Source organism: Streptomyces sp. H39-S7, assembly GCF_027158205.1.
GTDB lineage: Bacteria > Actinomycetota > Actinomycetes > Streptomycetales > Streptomycetaceae > Actinacidiphila.
Map to the genome: position 1 here is coordinate 108102 of NZ_JAPVLU010000007.1, position 15586 is coordinate 123687.

A 15586-nucleotide genomic window follows, 5' to 3' on the forward strand; every position below is an offset into this window, starting at 1 on the left:
CGGGGCGGGATTCCGGGGCCGCTACGTTGGGACCATGTCGCTGCCGCACGCCATCCTCACCGCCCTGCTGGAGAAACCGTCCTCTGGGCTGGAGCTGACGCGCCGGTTCGACCGCTCGATCGGCTTCTTCTGGTCCGCCACCCACCAGCAGATCTACCGCGAGCTGGGAAAGCTGGAGCAGGCCGACCTCATCCACGCGCTGGCCCAGTCGCCGTCCCGGGGCCGGAAGCGCGAGTACGAGGTGCTGCCCGCGGGCCGCGCGGAGCTGACCGCCTGGGTGGGCGCCGGCCAGGATCCCAAACCGATCCGCGACGCCCTGCTGCTGCGCCTGCGCGCGGCGGCGGTCGTCGGGCGGGACGGCCTCGAACCCGAACTGGAACGCCATCTGCTCGCCCACCGGCGGCAATTGGCCGAGTACCTCACGATCGAGGAGCGCGACTTCGGCGCCGCGGACCTCGGCGGCGAGGACCGGCTGCGCCATCTGGTGCTGCGCGCCGGCATCGGGCTGGAGACCTTCTGGATCGAGTGGCTCACCGAGTCCCTGGCGGAGTTCCGCGGACCGGACGCGGCGGCCGGCGCCCACCCGGGCTGATGCAGGGCGCGGCCCCGGCCCCGGTCACACCAGGGCCGGGGCCGGGCGTGGTGTCAGAAGGCCGAGGTGCGGGCCGGGGCGGTCGGGAGCGCCGTGACGGGCGAGGACGGGCAGTACTCCGCCGGGACGGGAGACGGGCCGTCGACCCAGTCCGCGTTGGCGTTGGAGGACAGGCTGTGCCGGCCGTCGCGGGTGGTGACGGCGGCCGACACGGAGCCGAATATCCCGCCGTCGTGGCCCCAGACGGTCACCCCGCAGGGTAGCCGCACGGACATCAGGGCCAGGCCGTACCCGTACTCGGGGGAGTCCGGGCCGGTCGGCACTGTGGTGAGCATCTCGGCGAGCTGGCGTGCCGGGAGCAGCCGGCCGCGCAGGAGGGCGCTGTAGAAGCGGTTCAGGTCGGCGGTGGTGGAGATCATCTCCCCTGCCGATCCGGCGATCGACGGGTTGAACCCGGTGACGTCGTAGACCTTGCCGGGGGTCTGCGCGAAGAGCTGGGAGTAGGCGCGGCCGTGGCGCCCGGGAAGGGTGGGCGAGGTACCGGGCACGCTGGTCGAGCGCAGTCCCACCGGCCGCAGGATCCGCCGTTCGATCTCCTGGGCGTAGGAATGGCCGGTCACCTTCGCCACGACCATGCCGGCGACGATGTAGTTGGTGTTGGAGTAGCTCCAGGACGTGCCAGGAGTGAAGTTCGGCCGGTGGGTGAGAGCGACCGCGACGAGCTGCTCCGGCCGGTAGGTGTCGTATCGGTGGTCGAGGAACCCCTGACCGGTCATCTTCGCGAGAATCCCCGCGTCCTCCGTGTAGTTGAAGAGGCCGCTGGTGTGGTTGAGCAGTTGGCGGAGGGTGATGTGCCGGCCGTCGTTGCCGTTGCCGCGGACCACGCCCGGCAGCAGCCGGTCGACCGTGTCGTCCAGGCTGAGCTTCCGCTCGGCCTCCAACTGCAGCAGCACCGTCGCGACGAACGTCTTGGTGATGCTGCCGATCCGGAACTGGTCACCGGGGCGGAACGGACGGCCGGACGCGAGATCGGCGGTGCCCGCCGTACCGAACCAGGTGTCCCCGCCCGTCTGCGCCTGGGCCTGTATGCCCGGAACGCCCGCCGCGACGGTGCTGTCGAGCGCGGCCTGAGTGGCGGCATGACCGGTGTGGAGCCCCGGCGCCGCGCGGGGTGCGGGCGAGGGGGGTGCGGGTGAGGGGGCGGCCGCGGTCGCGGGCCCGGCCAGGAGGGTCGCGCCTACCGCGAGCGCTGCCGTCAGGCCCAGTACGCCCCGGCCGAGGTGGAGTTTCGACATGGAGTTCCTCTCCATCGATACGGAATCCCTGGCTGTGCGCGGCTTGTGTGCCACGTGAGCCAGGACGCCGTCGACGGCTCCATTCGTTGACAGCCCGGAACCTGTCGGCGCTATTCGGCCAACGGGTTGGCGGGGACCTTTCGGCAGGCGATCCGTTCGATTCAGGCGTGCCTGCGCCGTGTCGTGTATCCGCAGCACGGGTTGCGGGCGAGGCGTCGTCATTTCGTGCGCGGTCTCGCTACCGTTGTTCCACAGGCCCGGCAGGCCGCCACCCCCGTGCGAACCTGCCGGGCCTGCTGCTGTCCCGGGGCGGGTCGTCCTCAGCGCGGACGGGGATCAGACCAGGCGCAGGTCGACGAAGCACCAGCTCCAGCTCTCGCCCGGCTCGAAGCTCCGCATCACCGGATGCCCGGTCTCCTCGAAATGGCCCGTGGCATGCCGGTACGGCGACGAGTCGCAGCAGCCGACGTGGCCGCAGACGAGACACAGCCTGAGCTGCACCGGATGGCTGCCCACGGCCAGGCATTCCGGACATGTGGCGCTCAGCGGAGCCGGCTCGGGGCGCGGCAGGTCGGGAACATGCGGGCACTCACTCATGATTGCCAGGTTAGATCGGGTCGACGGTAATCGAAGAGCACGACCCAGGAACGAGAACCAGATGGGAACAGGCAAACGCTGATGGATGTCATGCCACTGCTGTTGTTGATCGCGGGCAGCGCCGCGGTCGCGGGCGCGGCCCGTCGCACGCCGGTGCCCGCGCCGCTGCTGCTGGTCGCCGCCGGGCTGTTCGCGTCGTACGTGCCGGGCATGCCCGACTACACGCTGGACCCGGAGATCGTGCTGCCGCTGCTGCTGCCGCCGCTCCTGCACACCGCCGCGCTGGAGAGCTCCTACCTCGATCTGCGGGCCAACGCGCGCCCGGTCGCACTGCTATCCGTCGGCTATGTCCTGTTCGCGACGATCACGGTCGGATACGTCGCCTATCTGGTGGTGCCCGACCTGTCGCTGACCGTCGCCCTGGTCCTGGGCGCGGTGATCGCCCCGCCCGACGCGGTCGCCGCCACCGCCATCGCGCGGCGCCTCAAACTGCCCAACCGGATCACCACCATCCTCCAGGGCGAGTCCCTGGTGAACGACGCGACCGCGATCACCGCGTACAAGGTCGCCCTGGCCGCCGTCGTGGGCGAGGGGGCCAGCTGGGGCGAGGGAATCAAGGAGTTCACCGTCGCCGCGGCGGGCGGCGTCGTCGTCGGCCTCATCCTCATGGTGCCGCTGCACTGGCTGCGCACCCACCTGAAGGAGCCGCTGCTGCAGAACACCCTGTCCCTGCTCATCCCGTTCGTGGCCTATGCCGCGGCCGAGCGGGTCGGGGCCTCGGGGGTGCTCGCCGTCGTGGTCGTCGGCCTCTATCTGGGGCACCGCTCCTGGCAGGTCGACTTCGCCACCCGACTCCAGGAGGCGGCGGTGTGGAAGATGGTCGGTTTCATCCTGGAGTCGACGGTCTTCGCCCTCATCGGACTGCAGTTGCGCGTGGTGCTCGGCGGACTCGGCGCATACGGGGTGGCGGAGTCCGTCTGGTACGCCTTCGCGGTCTTCGTCGTCGTGGTGGCCGCCCGCTTCGCCTGGGTCTTCCCCGCGACCTTCCTGCCCCGCGTGCTGTCGTCCCGCATCCGGGAGCGCGAACCCGACACCAACTGGACGGGGCCCGTCATCGTCGGCTGGGCCGGGATGCGCGGCGTGGTCTCGCTCGCCATCGCGTTCTCGATCCCGCTGACCCTGGACGACGGGGAGCCCTTCCCGGCCCGCAACCTGGTGCTCTTCCTGACGTTCACCACCGTGATCGGGACCCTCGTCGTGCAGGGCCTCACGCTGCCGCCGCTGATCCGCCGGCTGAAGATCCCGTCCCGTGACGTGCGCGCCGAGACGCTCGCCGAGGCGCAGGCCCAGAGCGAGGCGTCGGCGGCCGCGGAACGCCTGCTCACCGAACTCCTCGCCGAGGGGCGCAACGACCTTCCGCAACCGCTCGCCGACCGGCTGCGCACGGTGATGGACCGGCGGCGCAACGCCGTGTGGGAACGGCTGGGCACCGTCAACGAGACCACCGGGGAGTCGGCGGACGGCACCTACCGGCGCCTCGCCCGGCAGATGATCGGCGCCGAGCGCGAGGTGTTCGTGGAACTGCGCGACGCCCGGCGCATCGACGACGAGATGCTCCGGACGCTGCTGCGCCGACTGGACCTGGAGGAGGCCGCCGCCTACCGCGAGGAGTCGGCCTGACGGCGGCGCCCCTTCACCCCCAAGAGATCAGCACCCCCGGGAGATCAGCGCCGGGCGGCGCGTGAGTCGCCGAAGAAGATCCGGTAGATGATCAGCAGCACCAGCGAACCGCCGATGGCCGCGCCCCACGTGGCCAGGTCGAAGAACTGGTGGCCGACGGGCTTGTCGAGGAGCCGCGCGGACAGCCAGCCGCCGACGAACGCCCCCGCTATGCCGATCAGCGTGGTGATGATGATGCCGCCGGGGTCACGTCCGGGCAGCAGGACCTTGGCGATGACCCCGGCGATGAGTCCGAGAACGATCCAGGCGAGAATGCCCATGGTGCGTGCCTTCCTTTCGACGTACCGCTTCCGCGAGATCCACCCGCGGCCCCTCCCGCACTGAGAGGGACGCGGTCCCGGAGCGAGCGGTTCCGGGGTGGCACCGCGGACCACGGTCTTCCCTGATGTGCTCCGTCTTCCCCGCGCGCGAGGCAACATGTTCGCGTGCTCCTACGCAGACCCGCCCCCGTCGCGCCCCCGGCCCCCGACGACCCGGTACTGGCCTATGCCCTCCGGGACTTGGACTGGTACGCCCACACCCGCGACCGTGCCCGCAGATGGCACTGGGCCACCGAACTGGGCGCGCTGCTGGCGGGCGCGGCCACCGTGGTTGCGGCCGGCATCCAGGCGCCCGCCGCCGTCACCGCGACCGTGGCGGGAGTCGCCGTCTTCATCGGCGGGTTCCGCCAGGTCTTCAACCACACCGAGCGCTACGTGCTGGCCGCGGAGTCCTGGTCGCGGCTGCGCCCGGCCGTCGAGCGGTACCGGCTGCTGCCGGAGGAGGAGCGGGACGCCGAGGCCCGCCGGGTGCTGGTGGAGGCGATCGAGGCGGTCTCCGCGGCGGAGATGCAGAACTGGGCCGTCCACCGGCGCGGAACGCGGGCGGGTTCGGACGCGGGCCCGGGAACCGTGTGAGCACCGGCCGTTCGGATCCCGCCGCGTTGGCCCGGCTGGTCGCGGGCGCGCAGCGGGGCGACCGGCTGGCGATGGACGAACTGCTCACCGTCCTCGCCCCGTACGTGGGCCGCATCTGCGGCCCGGTGGCCCTCCAGGACGGGGACGACGCGGCGCAGGAGGCACTGATCGCGGTCTTCCGCCACATCCGGCAGGTGAGGGAGCCGGCGGCGCTCTTCGGCTGGGTACGCGTGATCGCCGTCCGCGAGGCGGTCCGGCTCGCCGAGCAGCGGCAGCGGACGGTCCCCGCGGAGCTCTCCGAGGTGCCGGCGCCGGGCGATCCGGAACTCGCCCAGGACATCGGGGACGTGCTGCGGAGGCTGTCGCCGGAACACCGCGCCGTCCTGGTGCTCCGTCACGTCGAGGGGCTGGACGAGCAGGAGGTGGCACGGGTCCTCGCGGTGCCGCTGGGGACCGTCAGATCCCGGCTGTTCCGCGCCAGAACGTCATTCCGCCGCGCCTGGGGCGGCGCCGGGAGATGACCTGGCGTCGATCCGCCGCTGCAGGGCCGCCATCAGGGCGGCACCGCGGGCCCGCGCCCCGGGCCGGCGCAGCCACTGCAGGGCGGCGCCGCCCGGGAAGCGGTACGCGCTGAAGAAGGCGAACCGGGTGCCCGTTCCCTCGGGCACCGCGGCCATGCCACCGGCCAGCAGCCGGCTCTGCATCAGGCACCAGCCCGGTCGCAGAACGACTTCGAAACGCTCCCGGTGGCCCACGGCGCTCACCGCCCGGAAGGACGACCGCTCCCCGTCGGGCCGCCCGTCCCCGATCCCCTCCGGAGTGAACGAGCGCAGCCCGGGGATGAGGTGCGGAAGTTCGCCCTCGAGGTCGGCGGCTACCTCCCACACCTGGTCGGGAGCGGCCTCGAAGTGGTGCTCCACGTACAGGGCGTGCCGCGCGGCCCCCGCGACCACCCGCAGACGCCGCAGCTGATCCAGGTCGGCCCGCGGCCAGCCGGCGTCGTCACTCATCGGGCCTCGCTCATTGGATCGGCTCCCCTTCGCACGGTCTGCGGGAGAGCGTCGCATCAACTCAGCTCGCGAACAATCGCCTGGCCGCCGCCACGACCCGCTCGGGCCGCTCGTGCTGCGGGCAGTGTCCGCAACCGGAAAGCACCTCGACCGTCTGCGCGTCGGAGAAGGGCTCACCGCCCGGCAGGAGACCGGGCGGGACGACGACGTCGCGCTCTCCCGCCAGGATCACGGTCGGGACGGTCAGCCGCAGGGAGTGGAACTCCTTGCGGCGCAGGGCCGCGATGTCGTGGGCCACGAACGCGCGGTGGATCCCCTCACCGGCTCGCGCGCTGTGCGGCCGCCGGGCCGCGGTGCTGAACTCCTCGATCTCGCCCGCCCGCCAGGCCGCCCGGTCGGCCACCCCGCGCCGCAGCAGGTAGCGGGTGAAGGCCGGCCAGTGCCGCAGGACCCGGCGGCCGAGCGGCGGCCACTCCAGCAGCACGGTGTACCAGAAGCGCCAGGCGTGCCGGAGGGTGTTCCGGCGGGTGGGCCAGGGATGGACCATGCTCAGCGCGAGGAAGTGGCTGAAGCGTTCGGGCCACCGGGCGCAGGCGAAGAAGCCCGCCCAGGCGCCCCAGTCATGGGCCAGCAGCCGCACCCGCTCCAGCCCGAGCGCGTCCAGCACCGCGACGAGGTCCGCCGCCCGCCGCTCCGTGCCGTAGCCGCCGGGCGACTCCTGCGACCAGCCGAAGCCGGGCATGTCCAGGCAGATCAGCCGGTACTCGCCGGCCAGTCCCGGCAGTACGTGCCGCCAGGTGTACCAGTGCTGGGGGAAGCCGTGGACGAGCAGCACCGGCGGTGCGTCCGGGTCGCCGGCCTCGGCGTAGTGCAACCGCACGCCGCCGACCGTGACGTGGTGGTGGCGCACTCCCGGCACGGGAGGGAAGGGCCGGGGTGACGCCGTTCCCTCGTCAGGGTCCTGCGGTGCCGCCTGATGTGGTGTGCGGGTTCCGGGTGTCCTGTCGACCGGCATGGGACCGCCTTCCGTGTCTCGTCCCTTGTCCTTGTGCCGGGGGAGAGGGCGGAGGCGGCCGGTGCAATCCCCGGGCCGCCCGGATGCGCGTATGCGGTACGTCACATCCGGGGGCCCCGGGTGGCGGCTGGAGGGGCGAGGAGGGAGCTGAGTCCCCTCCAGCCGCCGGTCAGGGTGTTCCCGGGGCCGTGATCAGCTCACGGTGCCCAGGGCGGGTCCACGGACCAGGTGGTGTCCTCGGTGAAGGTGGCCGGGTTGTCCCAGGTGTGGCCGCCGCCCGGAGTGGCCAGCCAGACCTCGGAGTTGATGTGCCGGATGTAGCTACCGGGGAGGTTGGAGGCGGAGAACCGGACGCCGCCGTTGCCCTGCACGGCACAGAAGGTGGCGTCGGCCTTGAAGAGCGCCGAGCCGTCGCCGGCAGCCCGCCGGACCCGGAAGTCCTGGTGGCGCAGGTACTCCCCGGGGTAGTTGCGCGACTCGAAGGAGTAGCAGGCGCTGTTGGCGAGACCGGCGACGATCTTCCAGGTCGCGTCGCTCTTGAGCAGCGCGCTGCTGTTGCCGTCGACGACCTCGGTGTACGCCAGCGCGTTGGCGTGGCGCAGGTACTTGTTGGTGTGGCCCGGCGTGGTGACCCGCAGGGACTTGTACTGGCCGACGGGCAGGACGACCGGTGGCGGCGGGTTGAGGGAGGCGTTGATCAGGGCCTGGTTGGCGGCCTTCACCCGGGCCGCGTCGACCTTGACGACCTGGCGGTCGTAGGTGAGGAGCCCGTTGACCTCGTTCTCGACGTCGGTGATCTCGGTGTAGACCGACGCGGAGAGTCCGGCGGGCAGTTGATTGAGGCGGAGGGCGTCGAGCAGTCCGACGAACCGGTTGTTGAGGGCAGTCAGGTTCGGCTGGTCCTCGTAGCTGAAGCCGCCGCCCGGATACCACTCGTGGCCCGCCACCTTGAAGCCGAGCCCGCCGTATTCGCCCAGCACCGCGGCCCGGGTCGCGCTGGGGGCGGTGTTGCCCGGTCCGACGTAGTTGTGGTTGTCGACGACGTCCCCGTTGCCGCCGTCGACGGAGCCGCAGCAGTTGACGCCGCTCATGTTGTCGACGAGGCGGGACGGGTCGTAGGCCTTGACGTCATTGGCGATCCGGGCCTGGTCGTACTGGCCCCAGCCCTCGTTCTGGTCCACCCACAGGATCAGGGAGGGGGAGCTGCGGTGCTGGTCGATGACGGCGTGGAACTCGGTCTCCCACTGCGCGCGGGCCGCGGTGTCCGGAGACTTGCCGGTGTCCATGGCGGGCATGTCCTGCCACACCAGCAGCCCGAGCCGGTCGGCCCAGTAGAACCAGCGCTGCGGCTCGACCTTGATGTGCTTGCGGACCATGTTGAAGCCCAGGTCCTTATGCGCCTGCAGATCGGATCGGAGAGCGGCGTCGGTCGGCGCGGTGTAGATGCCGTCGGGCCAGTACCCCTGGTCGAGGGTGCCGGTCTGGAAGACGAACTTCCCGTTCAGGACCGGCCGCATGACGTTGTCGACCTTGGCGAGGGCGATCGACCGCATGCCGGCGTAGCTGCCGGCCGAGTCGACGGTGGTGGTGCCGCTGGTGAGGTCGGCGCGCACGTCGTACAGGAACGGGTCGTCCGGGCTCCACCGGTGCGCGTTGGGCACGGGCACGGAGAACTCCGTGCCGACGGATCCGGTCGCGGTGCCGACCGTGGCGCCTCCGGTGGAGACGGTGACCCGCGCGCCCTGGCCGCTGATGCCGTCGCCCCTGACGGTGACGCGCAGGGTGTTGTTCGCCAGGTTCGGGGTCAGGTCCACGCGGGTGATGTGCGCGGTGGCCACGGGCTCCAGCCAGACGGTCTGCCAGATCCCGGAGGCGGCGGTGTAGAAGATCCCGCCGCCCGGGTGCGTGGCGACGTCGTTGATCCGCTGTTTGCCGACGGCCCCGCCGCCGGTCTGGGTCGGGTCGTAGACCGAGACCACGATGGTGTTGGAACCGCTGGTCAGCAGGGAGGTGATGTCATAGGCGAAGGCGTCGTAGCCGCCCTTGTGCACCGACCCGGCCTGCTGGCCGTTGACCCACACCGTCGTCTGCCAGTCGGAGGCGCCGAAGTTGAGCTGGACGCGGCGGCCGTTCCAGGTCGACGGCACGGTGAAGGTCCGCTTGTACCAGAGCTTGTCGTTCTCGGTGATCTTGCGCTTGATGCCCGACAGCGCGGACTCGGCGGCGAACGGGACACGGATCTGCTCGGTGAACGCCGCGGGCTGACCGGCGTCCCGGCCGGTGACGGCGAAGTCCCAGATGCCGTTGAGATTGGCCCAGTCGGGGCGGGTGAGCTGGGGGCGGGGGTACTCCGGCAGCGGGTTGTCGACCGGGACCTGGTTGGTCCAGGGGGTGGTCATCGGGGAGGGCTTCGGCGTCCAGGCGGCGGCGCTGGCCGGCGCGGGGCCGAGGGCGGCCAGCGCGCCGGCGGCGAGCGCGAGCACCGCGAACGCGGAGACGAGGCGGCGCCGCCAGGGCGGGTGCCCGGCGTCAGGGGAACGTTTCATCAGAGCGGCTCCTTCGTGGGGGCGGGCCGTGCTGTGACGCAGGTCTTCTAACGTTGGAAATCGATTGTCCAGCGGAATGACAGCACGCCGCCAAGTCACTGTCCAGACCTCCGGCAGCAATTGGGCGGGTTGACATTTAACGATGTAAACAAAGCGCCATCCCGCTCGCACCGAACCGCGGAGGTCCGGTCGAACGGGGTGGCGCGGGATGTGCTGGAGGTACGCGGTGCGGCCCGGTCAGGTGCGCCGCACCGCGTACCGGCTGGGGATGCGACCTACGGCCGGCCGAGGTTCCAGGTCAGGGCCGGGAGCGCGCGGGCGGCGAGTCCGTGGGCCTGGTCGGGCCACCAGGCGCCGGCGGCCGGGTCGGTGATGCCGTACTCGGGATCGGTGGGACCGGCGGTGCCGCGCGTGCAACTGCCGTCGGACTCACCGGGGACCTTGATCCACAGATACGCGTCGAGCAGGGGGACTCCGGTGGCGGCGGTGGGCCGGGTGCCCAGCCCGCGTCCCGGAGGGTTGCACCAGGTCTGCGGGTCGCTGTACTCGGCGGTCGGGGTCCACGGACCCTGCCCGTTGCGGCTGCTGTCGATCACGAAGTGCGGCAGCGCGGCCCCCGCGGGGACGTGGCTCGCGTACCAGGCGTCCGCGTCGGCGGGCGGCCAGTACTGGTTCGCGCAGTCGCCGGCCGCCGCGCCGGGAACGTTGCGCAGGTACCAGGTGCACTGGGCGACCTGGGTGCCGTAGCGGACCAGGTCCGCGTCGGTCTGGTAGTTGGAGACGTTCAGGAAGAAGCCCTGGGCCTGCCCGATGCCCCCGTCGACCAGCAACTGGGCCATCGTGCCCACGTTCTGCCAGGCGCTGTGCCCGGCGTCCAGGTAGACGACCGCGCCGGGCTGCCGCTCCAGCCGCTGCACGGCGCCGCTGATCTCGGCGATACGATCCGCCTGCTGGGCGGCGGTGCCGCCGCAGAAGGACGGGCTCAGCGCCAGGCCGTCCGGCTCCAGGACGACGACGGTGCGGCGGTTGCCGATGCCGCGGGCCAGGGCGTCGATCCACGCGGCGTACTCGGCGGAGTTCGACGCGCCGCCCGCCGAGTACTGCGAGCAGTCGCGGCCCGGCACGTTGTAGGCCACCGCAACCGGCACCTGGTGCCGGCGCGCGGCCTTGGCCTGCAACGCCGCCATGTCGCTGGTGGTCTGCTGGGGGGTGCTCGTCCCGTTGAACCACTGCGCCACCGGCCAGGAGGCCAGCTTGGCCATGGACAGGGCGCCGGCGACGTCATGCGCCTTGAGGTCGGCCACCGCTTGGTGCGCCGCTTTGCTGTCGAGGTCGGTGTAGAAGCGGGTGGTCGCCGGGAGCGAGTGGTCGGAGGCCTCGGCTCCGGAGGTGGTGGCGGCACTCGCGGCAGGGGTCGGCAGGACGCAGAGGACGGTTGCGGCGGCGGCCGCAGTCGCCGTGAGGAGCGTCGTCCAGCGGCGTGTATGTGGGAGCGCTCCCACATGTGTTCGGTTCATCTCGCCCATTTCTCTTCGATTCGAATCCGGAAAAAGCGTTCAAGAGATGAACGCTGCTCGGCACCTTGACGCCGTCTACGGGCATCGCTTCTATGGCACGGGCCTCGCTGGTTGATCCTGACTATGGAAACTGAAGGAATCGTGCCGCAGATCCCTTCTTCTGACCAGCCCTAGAACACGCATTGCAGAGGTGATGTTCCGAGAAATGTGGAAGCGCTCCCACGCACAGTCGATCAGAGTCGCACCATCCGAGCTGAACCGTCAGAGAGGAACAGGGACGTGCTCCATCTCTCGCGCAGACTGCGCACGGCCGGTACCGCCGTCGCGGTCATGGCCGCGCTGCTCATCCCGCTCACCGGATCCCAGGGCGCTCAAGCAGCCGACAACGCCTCACCCACCCGTGCGGAGCCGGCCGCCGCGGCCGCCGGTGCGGGCTACTGGCACACCAGCGGACGGCAGATCCTGGACGCCGCCGGTCAGCCGGTCCGGATCGCCGGAATCAACTGGTTCGGGTTCGAGACCGCCAACTACGTGCCGCACGGCCTCTGGTCACGCGACTACAAGAGCATGATCGACCAGATGAAGTCGACGGGCTACAACACGATCCGGCTTCCGTACAGCGACGACATCTTCAAGGGCACCGTGCCGACCGGCATCAGCACCTCCGGTGGCATGAACGCCGATCTCCCGGGCCTGACGTCGCTCCAGATCATGGACAAGCTCGTCAACTACGCCGGGACGATCGGCCTCAAGGTCATCCTGGACCGGCACCGTCCCGACTCCAGCGCCCAGTCGGCCCTCTGGTACACCGCCGCCGTCCCCGAGTCGACCTGGATCAGCAACCTCACCGCCCTGGCGACCCGCTACCGGGGCAACCCCGCCATGATCGGCATCGATCTGCACAACGAGCCGCACGACCCGGCCTGCTGGGGCTGCGGCGACACCTCCACCGACTGGCGGCTGGCGGCCGAACGCGGCGGGAACGCGGTACTGGCGGCCAACCCGTCCCTCCTCGTCTTCGTCGAGGGCGTCCAGACCTTCAACGGCAGTTCGTACTGGTGGGGCGGGAACCTGCAGGGCGCCGGCCAGTACCCGGTCCGGCTGAGCGTCGCCAACCGGCTGGTGTACTCCGCACACGACTACGCGACCAGCGTCGCCTCCCAGCCCTGGTTCACCGACCCCGCGTTCCCCGGCAACATGGCAGGGATCTGGACCAAGAACTGGGGCTACCTCTTCCAGCAGAACACCGCCCCGGTCTGGGTGGGGGAGTTCGGCACCACCCTGCAGGCCTCCGTGGACCAGACCTGGCTCAGGACGCTCGTGCAGTACCTGCGCCCCACCGCCCAGTACGGCGCCGACAGCTTCCAGTGGACGTTCTGGTCCTGGAACCCCAACTCCGGTGACACCGGAGGGATCCTCAATGACGACTGGACCACCGTCAACACCGCCAAGGACGCCTATCTCAGCAGCATCAAGGCGCCCTCGTTCGGCTCCGGCGGCGGAGGCGGCGACACCCAGGCGCCGACCGCCCCCACGAACGTCGCGGTCACCGGGACCACGAGCACCACCGCTTCGCTGACCTGGAGCGCCGCCACCGACGACGTCGGCGTCACCGGCTACGACGTCTACCGCGGTGCCACGCTCGCCGGCAGCGGCACCGGGACCTCCTACACCGACACGGGCCTGACCCCGTCGACCGCGTACGCCTACACCGTCAGGGCCCATGACGCGGCGGGCAACACCTCACCCGCGTCCGGTGCCGTCACCGCCACCACCGCTCCCGGCGGGGGCGGCGGGGGTTCGGGATGCACGGCGGGCTGGCACGTCGACAGCCAGTGGACCCCGGGCTTCAACGCCACCGTCACCGTCACCAACTCGGGAACCGCCCCCACCAACGGCTGGACCGTCAGCTGGACCTGGCTCAACGGGCAGCACCTGTCCAGCGCCTGGAACGCGACCGTCCAGCAGTCCGGTACGGGGGTGAGCGCGGTCAACCTCGCGTACAACGGCCGACTCGCCGCCGGCGCGTCGACCGCGTTCGGCCTCCAGGGCACCTGGAGCGGCACCAACCCGCCGCCCACGCTGACCTGCACCGCGTCCTGACCGGCTGCTGTGGGGCGGCAGCCGGCCGCCCCACAGGGCCTCACCGCAGATGGGTGGAGCGGAACTCCGTGCGGCTGCGGAAGACACTGCCGGGGCGCAGCACGGTGGTCGGGTACCCGGGCCGGTTCGGCGCGTCCGGGAAGTGCTGGGTCTCCAGGCAGACGGCGCTGTGCCGCTCGTGGCGGTTGCCCGCACCGTCGGTGAGGGTGCCGTCGAGATGGTTGGACGTGTAGACCTGGATTCCGGGCTCGGTCGTCCAGACCTCGAGCTCCCGGCCGGACGCGGGGTCGCGCAGCAGCGCGGCGGCCCGCAGGCCGTCGGGGCCTTCCGCCGGGCGCAGCACCCAGCAGTGGTCGAACCCGTCCGCGTCCTTCAGCTGGGGATCGTCCGCCGCCAGGCAGTCGCCCAGCCGGCGCGGCTCGGTGAGGTCGAAGGGCGTGCCGGCCACCTCCTGGACCGGTCCGAGCGGGATCGCGTCCGCCGACACCGGCAGGTAGCCGTCCGCGCCGACGCTGAGCCAGTGGTCCAGCACGGCCCCCGGCTCGGCTCCGGCCCCCGGCTCCGCCGCCCCCGCCAGGTTGAAGTACGCGTGGTTGGTGAGGTTGACGACGGTGGCCCGGTCGGTGACGGCCTCGAAGGTGACGGAGAGCGTGCCCCGGTCGTCGAGTGCGTAGACCGCTGTCACCGTCAGTTCGCCGGGAAAGCCCATGTCGCCGTCGGGGCTGCGCAGCGTCAGCCGCACGGCCGCGTCGTCGCCGACCGCTTCCGCGTCCCAGACCCGGCTGTCGAAGCCGTCGGGCCCGCCGTGCAGCGCGTGCCCGTGGTCGTTGGCCGGTACGTGGTGCTCCCGCCCGTCCAGGGTGAAGCGGCCGTCCGCGATGCGGTTGGCGTAGCGGCCGACCAGGGCGCCGAAGTAGGGGCTGGGCCCGGTGTAGCTCTCCAGGTCGGGCAGTGCCAGGACGATGGAGCGGCTCCGGCCCGCGTGGTCCGGGACCGTGAGGGCGTGCAGGACGCCTCCGTAGGTGAGGACCTCGGCGGTGACTCCGGCCGGGGACCGCAGGGTCCAGCGGTCCACGGCCCGGCCGTCCGGGGTGGTGCCGAAGGGTTCGCGGTGCGCTGCGGGTCGGGGCATGGTCAGTCCTCAGGAAGGGTGCGGTGCTGGGACGGTTGCGCGGCGGGCGGCGCCCGGGACACGGAACCGGATCAGCCGGGTCGGCGCGCGGTGGACTCCCTGGCCACCAGGGTGTAGCCGGGCTGGATCCGCTCCGGCACCAGGTCGGGGGCGCCCGCGAGCCGGGCCACCACCCGTTCGACCGCCAGCCGGGCAATGGCCTGCTTGTCGGGGGAGACCGTGGTGAGGGCGATGGTCGAGAACCGCCCCTCCTCGATGTCGTCGAAGCCGACGACGGCGACGTCGTCCGGCACCCGCAGCCCGCGGTCGGTCAGGGCGCGCATCGCGCCGATCGCGATCAGGTCGTTGTACGCGAAGACGGCGTCGGGCCGTTCCCCGCGGTCCAGCAGGGCGTTCATGGCGGCGGCGCCGTCGACCCGGCCGTAGCCGTCGGTCGCGGCCACCAGGGAGTCGTCGCAGGGCAGTCCGACCGCGCCCAGCTCCTCGCGCCAGCCGCGCAGCCGCAAGTGCGCGGGCTGCCGGGCGCTCTCCCTGCGGGCGCCGAGGAAGGCGATCCGCCGGTGCCCGAGCCCGGTGAGATGGCGTACGGCGGTGCGCGCGGCGGAGATGTTGTCGATGGCGATCTGGTCGTAGGGGGCGTCGTACTCGCGCTCACCGAGCAGCACCAGCGGCGCGTCGTCGGTCCGGCCCAGCAGGTCGGCGGCCTCCAACTCGATCGGGCTGAGGATGAGCCCGTCGATGACGTGGGCGCGGAAGCCCTGCGAGACCAGGATCTCCTTCTGCCGTTCGCCCCCGGTGTGGTCGAGCAGGACGGTGTAGTCGTGCCGGGCGGCGGCGTCGACGACGGCGCCCGCGAGTTCGGCGAAGTACGGGTTGCCCAGTTCGGGGACGGCGAGCGCGATGATCCCGGTCCGGCCCTTGCGCAGATGACGGGCGGTCAGGTTGGGGCGGTAGCCGAGCTCGTCGATGGCCCGCTGCACCTTCGCCCGCATTCCGGGGGTGACGTGCGGATAATTGTTGACCACGTTCGAGACGGTCTTGATGGAAACGCCCGCCAGCTGCGCGACGTCCTTGAGGCTGGCGCCCACGAATGTCCTTCCTTCGGCCGGGCTGCGGAGCTCCGGGCCGTTGTGATCCGGGTGG

Annotated in this window: 14 protein-coding genes; 5 read left to right on the forward strand and 9 right to left on the reverse strand. The window is 71.6% G+C overall.

What is annotated here, in order from left to right; translation table 11 throughout:
* Positions 1-34: 34 nt before the first annotated feature.
* Positions 35-592: a PadR family transcriptional regulator gene (locus O3X23_RS08820; protein ID WP_269270663.1), complete on the forward strand. Its 558-nt coding sequence runs from the start codon at positions 35-37 to the stop codon at positions 590-592.
* A 53-nt stretch (positions 593-645) separates the two neighbouring features.
* Here O3X23_RS08820 and O3X23_RS08825 read toward each other — a convergent pair whose 3' ends face one another.
* Both O3X23_RS08825 and O3X23_RS08830 read right to left on the reverse strand, forming a co-directional pair.
* On the reverse strand, positions 646-1887 hold the full coding sequence (locus O3X23_RS08825; RefSeq protein ID WP_269270664.1) for a serine hydrolase domain-containing protein: 1242 nt from the start codon (positions 1885-1887) through the stop codon (positions 646-648).
* 336 nt (positions 1888-2223) lie between these two features.
* Positions 2224-2484 carry a UBP-type zinc finger domain-containing protein gene (locus tag O3X23_RS08830; RefSeq protein WP_269270666.1) on the reverse strand — a complete coding sequence of 87 codons (261 nt, stop codon included), beginning with the start codon at positions 2482-2484 and terminating at the stop codon, positions 2224-2226.
* An 81-nt stretch (positions 2485-2565) separates the two neighbouring features.
* Between O3X23_RS08830 and O3X23_RS08835 the strand changes: the two genes are divergently transcribed.
* Positions 2566-4164, forward strand: coding sequence for a Na+/H+ antiporter (locus tag O3X23_RS08835; RefSeq protein WP_269270668.1), 1599 nt, complete (start codon positions 2566-2568; stop codon positions 4162-4164).
* Positions 4165-4208: 44 nt separating this feature from the next.
* On the opposite strand, the gene O3X23_RS08840 is transcribed toward O3X23_RS08835, so the two are convergent.
* On the reverse strand, positions 4209-4484 hold the full coding sequence (locus O3X23_RS08840) for a GlsB/YeaQ/YmgE family stress response membrane protein (RefSeq protein ID WP_269270670.1): 276 nt from the start codon (positions 4482-4484) through the stop codon (positions 4209-4211).
* A 165-nt stretch (positions 4485-4649) separates the two neighbouring features.
* Between O3X23_RS08840 and O3X23_RS08845 the strand changes: the two genes are divergently transcribed.
* Together O3X23_RS08845 and O3X23_RS08850 are read left to right on the forward strand one after the other, a co-directional pair.
* The gene (locus O3X23_RS08845) at positions 4650-5120 is read left to right on the forward strand and encodes an SLATT domain-containing protein (protein ID WP_269270671.1); all 471 of its coding nucleotides are present in this window, start codon (positions 4650-4652) and stop codon (positions 5118-5120) included.
* Positions 5117-5641, forward strand: a complete 525-nt coding sequence (locus O3X23_RS08850) for an RNA polymerase sigma factor (RefSeq protein ID WP_331283891.1) — start codon at positions 5117-5119, stop codon at positions 5639-5641. The genes O3X23_RS08845 and O3X23_RS08850 overlap by 4 nt, the downstream gene beginning before the upstream one ends.
* Here the strand turns inward: O3X23_RS08850 and O3X23_RS08855 are convergent.
* From O3X23_RS08855 to O3X23_RS08870, 4 genes are all read right to left on the reverse strand, one after another.
* Entirely contained in the window at positions 5606-6130 is a 525-nt protein-coding gene (locus tag O3X23_RS08855) for an SRPBCC family protein (RefSeq protein WP_269270673.1), read from the reverse strand. The two genes, O3X23_RS08850 and O3X23_RS08855, sit on opposite strands and share 36 nt — an antisense overlap.
* Positions 6131-6191: 61 nt before the next feature.
* The gene (locus tag O3X23_RS08860; protein WP_269270674.1) at positions 6192-7040 is read right to left on the reverse strand and encodes an alpha/beta fold hydrolase; all 849 of its coding nucleotides are present in this window, start codon (positions 7038-7040) and stop codon (positions 6192-6194) included.
* A gap of 302 nt (positions 7041-7342) precedes the next feature.
* Positions 7343-9691, reverse strand: a complete 2349-nt coding sequence (locus tag O3X23_RS08865; protein WP_269270676.1) for an AbfB domain-containing protein — start codon at positions 9689-9691, stop codon at positions 7343-7345.
* A gap of 275 nt (positions 9692-9966) precedes the next feature.
* Positions 9967-11208 carry a glycoside hydrolase family 6 protein gene (locus tag O3X23_RS08870; protein WP_269270678.1) on the reverse strand — a complete coding sequence of 414 codons (1242 nt, stop codon included), beginning with the start codon at positions 11206-11208 and terminating at the stop codon, positions 9967-9969.
* Between the two features lie 330 nt (positions 11209-11538).
* Here O3X23_RS08870 and O3X23_RS08875 point away from each other — a divergent pair, with 330 nt between their 5' ends.
* A complete protein-coding gene (locus O3X23_RS08875; protein WP_269270779.1) occupies positions 11539-13311 on the forward strand; it encodes a cellulase family glycosylhydrolase in 1773 nt (590 codons plus the stop codon).
* A gap of 40 nt (positions 13312-13351) precedes the next feature.
* Here O3X23_RS08875 and O3X23_RS08880 read toward each other — a convergent pair whose 3' ends face one another.
* Together O3X23_RS08880 and O3X23_RS08885 are read right to left on the reverse strand one after the other, a co-directional pair.
* Positions 13352-14443 carry an aldose epimerase family protein gene (locus tag O3X23_RS08880; RefSeq protein WP_269270680.1) on the reverse strand — a complete coding sequence of 364 codons (1092 nt, stop codon included), beginning with the start codon at positions 14441-14443 and terminating at the stop codon, positions 13352-13354.
* Positions 14444-14514: 71 nt separating this feature from the next.
* Positions 14515-15531: a LacI family DNA-binding transcriptional regulator gene (locus O3X23_RS08885; RefSeq protein WP_269270681.1), complete on the reverse strand. Its 1017-nt coding sequence runs from the start codon at positions 15529-15531 to the stop codon at positions 14515-14517.
* Positions 15532-15586 lie beyond the last annotated feature (55 nt).